The sequence below is a fragment of the Vibrio anguillarum genome (genome assembly GCF_003390515.1).
Taxonomy (GTDB): domain Bacteria; phylum Pseudomonadota; class Gammaproteobacteria; order Enterobacterales; family Vibrionaceae; genus Vibrio; species Vibrio anguillarum.
Window position 1 is genome coordinate 822,233 of the sequence record NZ_CP031479.1, and the last position, 12,548, is coordinate 834,780.

Annotated in this window: 11 protein-coding genes; 9 read left to right on the forward strand and 2 right to left on the reverse strand. The window is 45.1% G+C overall.

Annotation, left to right across the window (positions count from 1 at the left end; all coding sequences use genetic code 11):
• The first annotated feature begins 72 nt into the window (after positions 1 to 72).
• The 8 genes from yaaA to deoD all read left to right on the forward strand — a co-directional run bounded on the left by yaaA (position 73) and on the right by deoD (position 8,168).
• A complete protein-coding gene (gene yaaA, locus DD616_RS07810) occupies positions 73 to 846 on the forward strand; it encodes a peroxide stress protein YaaA (protein WP_208872148.1) in 774 nt (257 codons plus the stop codon).
• A 16-nt stretch (positions 847 to 862) separates the two neighbouring features.
• Positions 863 to 1,000: a DUF5363 family protein gene (locus DD616_RS07815; RefSeq protein WP_013856121.1), complete on the forward strand. Its 138-nt coding sequence runs from the start codon at positions 863 to 865 to the stop codon at positions 998 to 1,000.
• On the forward strand, positions 987 to 1,775 hold the full coding sequence (locus DD616_RS07820) for a TatD family hydrolase (protein WP_013856122.1): 789 nt from the start codon (positions 987 to 989) through the stop codon (positions 1,773 to 1,775). Before DD616_RS07815 ends, DD616_RS07820 begins: the two co-directional genes overlap by 14 nt.
• A 208-nt stretch (positions 1,776 to 1,983) precedes the next feature.
• The gene (locus tag DD616_RS07825; RefSeq protein ID WP_013856123.1) at positions 1,984 to 3,243 is read left to right on the forward strand and encodes a NupC/NupG family nucleoside CNT transporter; all 1,260 of its coding nucleotides are present in this window, start codon (positions 1,984 to 1,986) and stop codon (positions 3,241 to 3,243) included.
• Between the two features lie 646 nt (positions 3,244 to 3,889).
• Positions 3,890 to 4,666 carry a deoxyribose-phosphate aldolase gene (deoC, locus tag DD616_RS07830; RefSeq protein ID WP_013856124.1) on the forward strand — a complete coding sequence of 259 codons (777 nt, stop codon included), beginning with the start codon at positions 3,890 to 3,892 and terminating at the stop codon, positions 4,664 to 4,666.
• 95 nt (positions 4,667 to 4,761) lie between these two features.
• Positions 4,762 to 6,123: a thymidine phosphorylase gene (gene deoA, locus DD616_RS07835; protein ID WP_017043061.1), complete on the forward strand. Its 1,362-nt coding sequence runs from the start codon at positions 4,762 to 4,764 to the stop codon at positions 6,121 to 6,123.
• 21 nt (positions 6,124 to 6,144) lie between these two features.
• On the forward strand, positions 6,145 to 7,368 hold the full coding sequence (locus DD616_RS07840) for a phosphopentomutase (RefSeq protein ID WP_026027379.1): 1,224 nt from the start codon (positions 6,145 to 6,147) through the stop codon (positions 7,366 to 7,368).
• A gap of 80 nt (positions 7,369 to 7,448) precedes the next feature.
• Positions 7,449 to 8,168, forward strand: coding sequence for a purine-nucleoside phosphorylase (gene deoD, locus DD616_RS07845; RefSeq protein WP_013856127.1), 720 nt, complete (start codon positions 7,449 to 7,451; stop codon positions 8,166 to 8,168).
• A 58-nt stretch (positions 8,169 to 8,226) separates the two neighbouring features.
• On the opposite strand, the gene DD616_RS07850 is transcribed toward deoD, so the two are convergent.
• Positions 8,227 to 8,844, reverse strand: a complete 618-nt coding sequence (locus tag DD616_RS07850) for a YtjB family periplasmic protein (protein WP_026027378.1) — start codon at positions 8,842 to 8,844, stop codon at positions 8,227 to 8,229.
• A gap of 186 nt (positions 8,845 to 9,030) precedes the next feature.
• On the opposite strand from DD616_RS07850, the gene serB reads away from it, so the two are divergent.
• Positions 9,031 to 10,011, forward strand: a complete 981-nt coding sequence (gene serB / locus DD616_RS07855) for a phosphoserine phosphatase (RefSeq protein WP_208872149.1) — start codon at positions 9,031 to 9,033, stop codon at positions 10,009 to 10,011.
• 97 nt (positions 10,012 to 10,108) lie between these two features.
• Here the strand turns inward: serB and DD616_RS07860 are convergent, their stop codons facing one another.
• A complete protein-coding gene (locus tag DD616_RS07860) occupies positions 10,109 to 12,454 on the reverse strand; it encodes a PilZ domain-containing protein (protein WP_019282345.1) in 2,346 nt (781 codons plus the stop codon).
• Positions 12,455 to 12,548 lie beyond the last annotated feature (94 nt).

Genomic DNA, 12,548 nt, shown 5'->3' on the forward strand with positions numbered 1-12,548 from the left:
GCCATGCAGACACCGCATGGCTTTTTTTGTACTCTGTGAGTCATAAAATAAGAATAGAAAGGAAGGAATATCATGCTCATTGTTGTTTCCCCAGCCAAGACGTTAGATTACGAATCCCCGTTGGTGACAAGCAAATATACTCAGCCGGAGCTTATTGACCATTCAGCTCAGTTGATCGATGTTTGCCGTCAATTGACTCCTGCCGACATCTCAGCGTTGATGAAAGTGAGCGATAAAATCGCTGGGCTCAACGTGGCTCGCTTTGCGCAGTGGAGCCCAACCTTCACGTTGGATAATGCACGTCCCGCCATTTTGGCGTTTAAAGGGGATGTTTATACAGGATTTGAAGCAGAAACGTTATCGGATGCCGGATTTGAACATGCACAACAGCATTTAAGAATGCTCTCTGGCTTGTATGGTGTACTGAAACCACTGGATCTGATGCAACCATACCGTTTAGAGATGGGCACGAGATTGGGTAACCCGAGGGGGACTAACCTGTACCAGTTTTGGGGGGATATCATTACCGATAAACTCAATCAAGCTCTGAAAGAGCAAGGTGATGATGTGTTGGTTAATCTCGCTTCCAACGAGTATTTTAAAGCGGTTAATCCGAAAAAGCTTAAGGGGAGCATCATTACTCCGGTATTTAAGGATTGTAAGAAAGGGCAATACAAAGTCATTAGCTTCTATGCTAAGAAGGCTCGTGGCATGATGGCGCGCTACATTATCGATAAACAAATCTCTTCTGTAGAGCAATTGGCTCAGTTTGACAGTGCTGGCTACTATTTTGTAGAACAGGAGTCATCAGCAACTGAGTTGGTCTTTAAACGCGAAGAGCAGTGATGTAAGAGAGGCGGTTATGTGGCAGTGGTTGAAAAAGCAGGTTGCGCGTTATGATCGCTGGTGTGAGAACATGGGTTTAACACCAGATAAAAAACGTAGCTGTGTTCCTTATCGTCAAGATCCTGTTCAGAGTAAAGAACGTGAGCGAGAATAAGAAGCTGCGTTTATTTGATACGCATTGCCATCTCGATTTTTCTATCTTTGAGCGTGAGTTTGAACACCATTTACATTTAGCTCGCCAGCAGGGGGTTGAGAAAATAGTGATTCCCGCCGTTGGTCCAAGTAACTGGCAGCGAGTGGCCGAGCTTGCTAACGGTTATCCTGAACTCTATTTTGCTCTCGGTTTCCATCCCTGTTTTTTATCAACCTCTTCCCCTGCGGATATCGACGAGCTTGAGCAAAAGCTACTTCAAAAACCAGCCCAATGCGTGGCTCTGGGGGAGTGTGGCTTAGATTTTGCGACTGATATTGCTCCCGCTTTGCAAGAAACAATGTTTGAAATGCAACTAGAGCTTGCGAAACGAGCCAGACTTCCATTGATATTACACAGCCGCAAAGCGCACAACCGCTTAATACAACTGTTAAAAAAGCATCAATTTAACCAAGGTGGAGTGCTGCATGCTTTTTCTGGCAGCGTTCAACAGGCAAACCAGTTTATTGAACTGGGTTTTAAGATTGGCGTGGGTGGTGTTATTACCTATCCAAGAGCCAACAAAACCCGTCTTACTATTGCGGCACTCCCCATCGAAAGTTTAGTGCTAGAAACGGATGCTCCTGATATGCCACTCAATGGTTTTCAAGGGCAAGCGAATCACCCACAAAAACTGCCGATTATCCTGCAAACGCTTGCGTTGCTGAAGAACCAATCAGAGCAAACGGTTGCTGATGTTTTGTGGAAAAACAGCCATTCTCTGTTCTTTCCGGTGTGAATAAATTCGAAATGAAATGTAGGTTTAATGATTCTAGTGTCAGTAAACATTGAACGTGCTCACATAAATGAGTGAATGGGCAGTGAATCTTATAAGAAAGTGTGAGGCTGGCATTACTTTATCTTAGTGGTGATGAGTATAATCACCCCGCTTCATGAGCTCCATTTTATAACACGCCAACAATAACCTAATAAGGAAATCATAAACTATGAGCCTGTTTATGAGCCTAGTCGGTATGGCAGTTCTGCTAGGACTTGCAGTTCTACTGTCTGATAACCGCAAAGCTATCAATCTAAGAACAGTGGGTGGCGCTTTTGCTATCCAATTTATTATCGGTGGTTTCGTTCTTTACGTACCATGGGGTCGTGATCTCCTTGCAGGTTTCTCTGCGGGTGTCCAAAACGTCATCGACTTCGGTAAAGACGGTACTGGTTTTCTATTCGGCAGCCTAGTTAACTTTTCAGTTGACGGTATTGGCTTCATCTTTGCTTTCCAAGTTCTACCTACTCTAATCTTCTTCTCGGCACTTATCTCTGTGCTTTACTACATTGGCGTTATGCAATGGGTAATTAAGATTCTAGGTGGTGGTTTACAAAAAGCACTCGGTACCTCTCGTGCGGAATCGATGTCTGCTGCAGCCAACATTTTCGTAGGTCAAACAGAAGCGCCACTCGTGGTTCGTCCGTTTGTACCTAAAATGACTCAATCTGAGCTGTTTGCAGTAATGTGTGGTGGTTTGGCTTCAGTTGCGGGTGGTGTACTTGCTGGTTACGCATCGATGGGTGTGCCGCTAGAGTACCTTGTTGCGGCCTCTTTCATGGCAGCACCGGGTGGTCTACTGTTTGCAAAAATCATCAAACCAGAAACCGATACTCCAGATGAAGAACTGGGTAGCGATATGGATGGCAATGATAAACCTGCCAACGTAATCGATGCTGCTGCAGGTGGTGCTTCTGTTGGTCTGCAACTTGCGTTAAACGTAGGTGCAATGCTACTTGCCTTCGTTGGTCTAATCGCCTTAGTTAACGGTATGCTTGGTGGTGTGGGTGGTTGGTTCGGTATGCCTGAACTGACTCTAGAACTACTGCTTGGTTGGCTTTTCTCTCCATTAGCATTCCTAATTGGTGTGCCATGGGAAGAAGCAACGCTAGCGGGCTCTTTCATCGGTCAAAAACTGGTTGTAAACGAATTTGTTGCTTATCTAAACTTCGTACCTTACGTGGGTGAGAACGCACAGATCGTTGCTGCTACTGGTGCGGTGATGTCTGAGAAAACTCAAGCTATCATCTCATTTGCACTGTGTGGCTTCGCCAACCTTTCTTCTGTTGCGATTCTACTCGGTGGTTTAGGTGGTCTTGCTCCTAACCGTCGTCACGATATCGCGAAGATGGGTGTAAAAGCCGTTTGTGCTGGTACACTGTCTAACTTAATGGCAGCAACCATTGCTGGCTTCTTCCTTTCTTTCTAATTAAATAAGAGAAAGAGATATAGACGCCGTTTAACATCGCCCCGTAGCAAGAGATTGCTGCGGGGCTTTTTTGTTTTGGCGAAAGGAATACTTTGATTCACTCTTTAGTCGGGTGGTCAGTGTTTATCACCTCAAGCTCTCTTTTATAAGTTAGCTTTTAATGGATAGATCAGAGTTTATCGGTAAACGAGATTATCGTTGACGCTGATCTTTTTTGAGATACAAACCGTTTGCTCTATGAATGACGCTACAGTTTTGTAGTGAAAATCTATACTGTATCAGTGAGATTCATTTTCAATAGAAGAGTGAAGATATCAGCTAGCGCCAATCAATACATGGAGTATGATTTGACGCAAAGGCAGCCCGTTTTATCATGTCGTGTTGCTTTGATATAAATTAGATACGGGTATAAGTTACACACGGATATACGTTAGACACGGCGATGAGTGCAAATAAGCGGCATATCATGGTTGTGCCATAGGCCAAATTGGTACTGTGCGGTGACAGGGATAGCAATTGAAATGCAAGTGCATTTCGAGTCTTCAAGGAACCAAGTCCGTTCATTTGTGGCTAGCAAGCCATCTCGCTCTCAACACTGAGCGTGGTTTACTAGTGAACTATTTGAATATATTGATCGGAGATAGAAATGAGCGATTTAAAAGCAGCCGCACTACGTGCACTGAAATTGATGGATTTGACTACGCTAAACGATGATGACACGGATGCGAAAGTGATTGCCCTTTGTCATGATGCCAAAACGGCTGTAGGTAATACCGCTGCAATTTGTATTTACCCTCGCTTTATTCCTATTGCGAAGAAGACACTTCGTGAGCAAGGCACGCCAGAGATTCGTATCGCAACCGTTACCAACTTCCCACACGGTAATGATGATATTGAGATTGCCGTTGCGGAAACTAAAGCCGCTGTTGCGTACGGTGCTGATGAAGTCGACGTTGTGTTCCCTTACCGCGCATTAATCGCCGGTAATGAGCAAGTCGGTTTTGATCTTGTTAAGCAATGTAAAGCCGCGTGTGGTGACATTCTGCTTAAAGTGATCATCGAAACAGGTGAGCTAAAAGAAGAAGCATTAATCAAGAAAGCGTCTCAAATCTGTATTGAAGCGGGCGCTGATTTCATCAAAACCTCAACGGGCAAAGTCCCTGTGAATGCAACACCAGAATACGCACGCATGATGCTAGAAGTGATTCGCGATATGGGCGTTGCCAAAACTGTAGGTTTTAAACCTGCGGGCGGTGTACGCACAGCGCAAGATGCTGCATTGTATCTCGCGATGGCTGATGAGCTACTTGGCGCAGATTGGGCCGACAGCATGCACTACCGTTTTGGGGCTTCAAGCCTGCTAACCAATCTTTTGAATACATTAGAAGTAACAGACCAAAAAGCCGATCCAGCTGCGTATTAATTATGCGCTGAAGTAGGACTGATAATAATAAGTCTGACTCGTGGAGCTGAGCCATCAGCTCCCGATTACCTCTTTACCTTACTGACCAAAGCATCATGCTTGGGAGGCAACTAATGTATTCAACTCAAACTTTTTTACCTCAAGAAATTATTCGCAAAAAGCGTGACGGCGAGATCCTCACCACCGAAGAAATTAACTTTTTTATTCAAGGTGTGGCGAATAATACCGTCTCCGAAGGCCAAATTGCGGCCTTTGCCATGACGATTTTCTTCAATGAAATGACTATGCCAGAGCGCATTGCACTGACGTGTGCTATGCGTGATTCTGGGATGGTGATCAACTGGGATGCGATGAACTTCGGTGGCCCTATCGTTGATAAACACTCAACTGGCGGCGTAGGCGATGTCACTTCGTTGATGCTTGGCCCCATGGTCGCAGCCTGCGGTGGTTTTGTCCCTATGATTTCAGGGCGCGGCCTTGGTCATACGGGCGGCACGCTGGATAAATTGGAGTCGATTCCCGGTTATAACATCACGCCAAGTAATGACGTATTTGGTCAAGTAACCAAAGAAGCGGGCGTTGCTATCATCGGCCAAACGGGTGATCTCGCGCCAGCGGATAAACGCGTATACGCCACACGTGACATTACCGCAACGGTCGACAATATTTCACTCATCACCGCCTCGATTCTTTCTAAAAAATTAGCCGCTGGGTTAGATTCCTTGGTGATGGATGTCAAAGTCGGTTCTGGCGCATTTATGCCGACTTACGAAGCTTCTGAAGAGTTGGCTAAATCTATCGTCGCAGTGGCTAACGGCGCAGGTACGAAAACCACGGCTATTTTGACGGATATGAACCAAGTGCTGGCCTCTTCGGCAGGTAATGCCCTTGAAGTGCGTGAAGCGGTACGCTTTTTAACTGGTGAATATCGCAACCCTCGCTTACTGGAAATTACCTTGGCCTCTTGCGTTGAGATGTTGTTGTTAGGCAATTTAGCAAAAGACAGCAATGATGCTCGTGCGAAACTGATGTCCGTTCTTAATAACGGAAAAGCGGCTGAATGCTTTGGCAAAATGGTCAAAGGGTTAGGCGGCCCCGCTGATTTTGTTGAAAATTACGATCACTATCTTGAAAAAACCGAGCTGGTTAAGCCCGTTTACGCTCTAGAAAGTGGCGTCGTATCGGCAATGGATACTCGCGCGATTGGCATGGCCGTGGTGGAGATGGGCGGTGGACGCCGCGTCGCAACTGACACCATTGATTACGCGGTTGGGTTTGACCAATTTATTCGCCTAGGTGACGTTGCCGATAGCAGCAAGCCGTTGGCGGTGATCCATGCGCGTAATGAAGCGCAATGGCAACAAGCGGCCAAAGCATTACAAAGCGCCATTCAAATTGGCGGAGAATATACACCAACACCCGATGTCTACGGTCAAATTCGCGCAGAAGACGTATAAAAATATCGGTTGGAGAGAGCAATGAAAAGAGCATTTATTTTAGTATTAGATTCATTTGGTATCGGCGAAACCGCTGATGCACCACAATTTGGTGATGTTGGCGCTGACACTTTGGGCCACATCGCAGACCAATGTGCTAAAGGCGAAGCGAATAACGCGGATCGCCAGGGCCCATTGACGCTACCAAACTTATCGAAATTGGGGCTTGCTATGGCGCATAAAGAGTCAACGGGGCGTTTTGCTCCGGGGCTTGATGCCAACGCTGATATTATCGGTGCGTACGGCCACGCCGCTGAGCTTTCATCAGGTAAAGATACTCCTTCGGGTCACTGGGAAATTGCTGGTGTCCCTGTGCTGTTTGAATGGGGTTATTTCAGCGATAAGCAAAATAGTTTCCCGAAAGAGCTGACAGATCGCATTATTGAACGCGCAGGTTTGGATGGTTTTCTTGGTAACTGCCATGCATCAGGCACTCAGGTTTTAGATGATTTGGGTGAAGAGCACATGAAAACGGGTAAACCGATTTTCTATACCTCGGCTGATTCAGTGTTCCAAATTGCTTGTCATGAAGAGACGTTTGGTCTTGATCGTTTGTTAGAACTTTGCCAGATCGCACGTGAAGAATTGGCGGATTACAACATTGGCCGCGTGATTGCGCGCCCGTTCATTGGCCCGAAAGCGGGAGAATTTGCTCGTACTGGCAACCGTCGTGATTTATCCGTTGAGCCGCCAGCGGCGACCGTGCTGCAAAAGTTGGTTGATGAGAAGCAAGGTAACGTGGTTTCTATTGGTAAAATTGCCGATATTTACGCCTACTGCGGCATCACTCATAAAGTTAAAGCGACAGGCATCCCAGCTTTATTTGATGCAACACTAGAACAAATCAAACAAGCGAAAGATAACACCATCGTCTTCACTAACTTCGTTGATTTTGATTCCGCTTATGGTCATCGCCGTGATGTAGCGGGCTACGCTGCGGCACTGGAGTACTTTGACAAGCGTCTGCCACAAGTGCTTGAGTTAATGGAAGAGGACGATGTACTTATTCTTACAGCGGACCATGGTTGCGATCCAACTTGGCCGGGTACGGATCATACGCGCGAGCATATTCCAGTCTTGATTTATGGGCATAAAGTGGCCCCCGGTTCATTGGGCCGCCGTGAGACGTTTGCTGATATTGGTCAGTCACTGGCGCACTATTTCGGTACGTCTGCGATGGATTACGGCACCAATTTCTTACAGTAAGCGTAGCGATTCATTTTTTTGAGGATGAATAGAGAGATCACTCTCTATTCTTTGGTCAATTTAGATAAAGGATACTTTTAATGGCAACTCCACATATTAATGCTGAAATGGGTGCATTTGCAGACGTCGTTTTAATGCCGGGTGACCCACTTCGCGCAAAATACATCGCAGAAACTTTCCTTGATGATGTGGTTCAAGTGTGTGATGTCCGTAACATGTTTGGTTATACAGGTACATACAAAGGTCGTAAAATTTCGGTAATGGGCCATGGCATGGGGATCCCTTCATGCTCAATTTACGTGACGGAACTTATCAAAGATTTTGGCGTGAAAAAAGTGATCCGTGTCGGAAGCTGTGGTGCGGTCAGCGACGATATTAAAGTGCGTGATGTTGTGATTGGTATGGGTGCTTGTACCGATTCCAAAGTTAACCGCATCCGTTTTAAAGACCACGACTTTGCTGCGATTGCCGATTACAAAATGGTTAAAGCCGCAGAAGAAGCGGCTACGGCGCGTGGTATTAACGTGAAAGTGGGTAACTTGTTCTCCGCAGAGCTTTTCTACACGCCAGATCCAGAGATGTTCGATGTTATGGATAAATACGGCATTGTTGGTGTAGAAATGGAAGCGGCAGGAATCTACGGCGTAGCGGCGGAATATGGCGCAAAAGCACTGACGATTTGCACTGTCTCTGATCACATCAAAACTGGCGAGCAAACGACTTCAGAAGAGCGTCAAAACACTTTCAATGAAATGATTGAAATTGCGTTAGATTCAGTATTGATTGGCGACGCTCAATAATATTCTTTTATAAAAAACCTCAGTGTCGCAACTGAGGTTTTTTTATTTACAAAGCCTGCTAGGTCATATCATCCACATTCTGTAGCAGCAGGTTCTCTCCACCACTCTTTGGCTTTCGGCGCAGCAGTAGCAGTGTGAGCAATACACCGCTGACAAAGCTGGTTAGCAGCATGAGATACATGTAGCGATCACTTTTACGATAGTGGTGATCTGAAATTGCGGTGACGCGGCCAGTTTCAAAAGTAATGCGGATAAAACCAATGATACTGCTTTCATGATAGACAGGCTCAACCAGTTGCTGACGGCCAATGCTGGCCGTGCGCAGTGGTGTATCCAATCCTAATACTTCGCGTACGCTTAACGCGTTATCGCTGGCGGCTAATTTGACCCCTTCGGAATCATAAATGGTGGCATCAAACACCAGTTTATCTTGAGCTAACTGGTTGGTAAGGGCTAGCAGGCGCTCTTGATCTTGCTCTGATATCATGCTGCCCGCAGATAATGATGCCTGTGAAATCAAAACCTTAGTTAATGTTTCTAGTTGGTTGGCCTGAATTCGTTCGTTACCTTTACTGATCACAACGCTGTTTTTTACGGTAAAGAAGAACATGCCTGCTAATAAAATGACGGTAAGCACACGAATTGCGACGCGAAATGAAAATAAAGAGCCGTCCATAACCCACCTGATTGGATAAATAAAAACTTTACTCATATTGAGACTTGCGTTTTTAAATTGCAATAGGGTAACGTCAGGGGCATACACCCATTTATTGATACTCGAGCATTGAATCGAGTTGATCCCATTTTGCTTGTTGTGCGTTTAAGCAGGCTGAAGGAAAGGATTGATTAAGGAATGATAAACATGGATGCCCTCAAAACATTGCCGATCAAAAGGCACACAACGCTGCTCAACCGCTTGCCTGAAACTCGTTTCTCTTCACAATTTGACAAAGCAAAAGCAAGTTGGATTGTTTTTGCACCTTATCTCTCCACTCAACATTTTGATGATATTGACTTTTTTACCGGTTACTACAACGCTGTCCTCGATATGTGGAAAGTGGGGCATTATGAAGTGGCGTTGATGTCAGGTGAGCTGACAACAGAGCACGAGAAAATTTTACAAGGGCTCGAAATTGATTATGCCCGTTTGTGTGAAGTACCAGACCTTTCTAAACCGGGTTTGATTGTGATGGATATGGACTCCACGGCGATTCAAATTGAATGTATTGATGAGATAGCTAAGTTAGCGGGTGTCGGAGAGGAGGTAGCCGAAGTCACTGAGCGAGCGATGCAAGGTGAATTGGATTTTGAGCAAAGCTTGCGTCAGCGGGTTGGAAAGCTTGCTGGTGCCGATGAGTCGATTCTTGAAGCGGTTCGCTCTACATTACCCATGATGCCCGATTTACGTGAACTGGTGGCGACACTGCATGCATTGGGGTGGAAAACGGCGATTGCATCCGGTGGCTTTACCTATTTTTCAGATTATTTAAAAAGCGAACTGCAACTTGATCATGCGCAATCCAATACGTTGGAAATTGTTGATGACAAGCTTACTGGTCAAGTGCTAGGTGATGTCGTTTCGGCACAAACCAAAGCCGATATTTTGGTTGAGTTAGCACAACGTTATGAGATTGAATTGCACAATACTGTCGCGGTTGGCGATGGGGCGAATGATTTAGTTATGATGGCTGCCGCGGGGTTAGGCGTTGCTTATCATGCTAAACCTAAAGTTGAAGAAAAAGCACAAGCGGCGGTCCGTTTTGCAGGCCTTGGTGGCGTGCTCTGTATTCTCTCTGCCTCATTGGTGAAGCAGCAAAAACTCAGTTGGAAAGTGAAGCCTTAAGTAAAGCTCAACAGCGAGAGATAAGCAAGAGATAAGAGAGTGAGCGATGCCCACTTCCTCTTTTACCCATACTCTCTTTTACAAAAGTCAGTCGCTTTTACAAGGTCAGCTCTAAGCGAATCAATACTTCTTCTGTAATATCGATCACCTCTCCATAACCAATGATCGAGGTGATCTCTTTTTCTAGCGTACGAGCGTGATGAAGACTAATTTGTGCCAACTCATTGAGATCACTGCGCAGCAGCGTAGTGATTGGGTCAAAGACGGGTGCACTGCAAATCCTCAAGATGTAAATTTCACCCATGTGCTGTGCTTTTTGAATGAAATCAATACGCTCTTTAGTGTTTTCAAAATCACTTAATAATTTCGATTGGATTGATTGAATACGCGTGCCAAATTTGATTGCCGCAATATAAACGTCGTGATATTGCGGTATCGCTCCTTCAATGCGCCGCATCGGTTTAGCCAGTAGAGTATTGGTGTGACCTTTGAATATTGGCTCTAACGTGATGCGATTTTCTTGGCCTAATTTAGCCAGTAACACCAGATGAGGCGGCAAGGGATAATTCACGCCAATCACTTTAGGGCGTAAATTTGCACCGTGTTTATCAACGAAAATTGGCGAACTTATCATCTTATCAAGCAAAATGTTGTGCAACCCTTCCAGCAAGTTATGACTTGGTAGCACTTCTTCTTTCTGTAACAACTTATCTTGATTGTTTTCAATAATGCTATTGAAAAAAGCGATTGTTTTGATGGTATGTATATTTTCTTCTATCACCAATTGTAGACGCCGACCTTCGGGCCCAATACGAATGACATTATAGGGAAGGCTATGCAGTGGCAGCTTTTTGTCGTAAAGCTGTAATTCGTGGTAATTGATGGTGACGTTATCGCCTGCTTTCACGGGTAGTGGTGTATCCACAATAATACTTAAACCACGTTTGGATAAATCAATCGTGTGGCCAGTTGCATTTACCCCAGATCCTGAAGTGATGGTCAGCGGTGTCTTGAATTGGTAACGAGGCTCTTTTCTACGCGAGCGAGCATCAAAATAAATACCTGTAGGTTGGCCAATGATCTGCCTTGGATGACGAAATTTATTGAGTTCGCTATTGGGTAAATTGGGTTTGTCAGTCAATAGGTAATCTTTTGCCGAATCCTCATCGCCAATTTCTTGTAAAACGCCACAGTGCGTTAAGTGGCTTGAGCGATCTGACAATTCATGGGCATGAACCGCAAGTTCTTGACGCTCTTCATCCGAGAGTTCAAAGACAAATAAGCGAAACGCTTTCCAACTTTGTCGACGAGCGCCAACATGCCAAAACATTTTTCTTTGTTCACGGTTGGCCTCTGGCATCATCATTGAAAAAAAGAGCGTTTTTTCCTGATGTTCATGCTTAAAAGCATAAAGCACATTATTGCTACCCCGCATCCCCGGCTTGGTTAACTGTTCCATCCGCTCTTTATTGAATAACGAACCGAGTGCTTGTTGATTACGCTCGTCGTGCCAGTATTGCCAGATCGGTTGGTTATTTTCAGTCAGCAGCACCAACTTCAATTCACTGCCACTAAAAAACACTGGTAAGTTACAGGTGTGTTTTAAATAGGTGTGCTCGTAACCACGGGTTCGAGCTCGGATGAGTTTATCTTGGTTATCGTGGCGCGCTTTTTGAGTGTTATTTTGCAGCGATTCAGTAATCACTTTTTCGATGATGTTAGTGTCGGAAAGTTTTAGTGTACGCAGAAATTTCACGGCATCGTTATCGTAAGACTCATCAATACCTAAAATACGATATTCAATGGCGTGGTGCAGTCCAACCACTTCTGACGTTTTGTTGAGTTCGGAAAAATAGACTTTGATCACCTCACCGAGCTTGTAGTTAAAAGCGGCGGGAACTTTAAATTTTGCACCCGAAACGGATAGATCAACACTGAGGCCATTGACCAGCTGTTTACTAGGTAGGTGAATCTCAACTTGTGAGGTGACTTTTAAGCGATTTTCTTGACGCTTGAGATCATAACCAAGCTTAATTGGCTCAGCCTCAAAAAACGTACTGCCACCACCGTCTTTTTGTGGGTTTTGGGCACCACGTTGTTGCATCACACGGAAGTTGTTTGGCGTATTGTTTAATGCTTCCCATACACCTTCCGTGTACGCACCAAATTTTTTGACCCCTTTGTGATACGCGTTAAAGGCCACATCGTCGAACCAATGTTTGCGGCCATCTAATTCATATTCTCGGCATTCCCCTTGTACCCGACCTCGCAAGTCAATACTTTTAACACAAGGAGCCATGATGCGATTGAGCTCCATTTTGACCAGTAATTTTGCCGACGGTGACTCATCTTCTGTCATTTGTGAAAGAAGGTATTCAAAATCAGGTAAACGGTAAGCTGGGATCAAACGCTCTGCGATTGATAGAATTTCAGATTGCTGCATACTTTTCTGTTAGAGTGTCCGTCTCAAAGATTAATCGGCATCGTTATCATAATCTTTAGTTATCTGTTGCGAAGGTTCAACCTTTATTTAAACG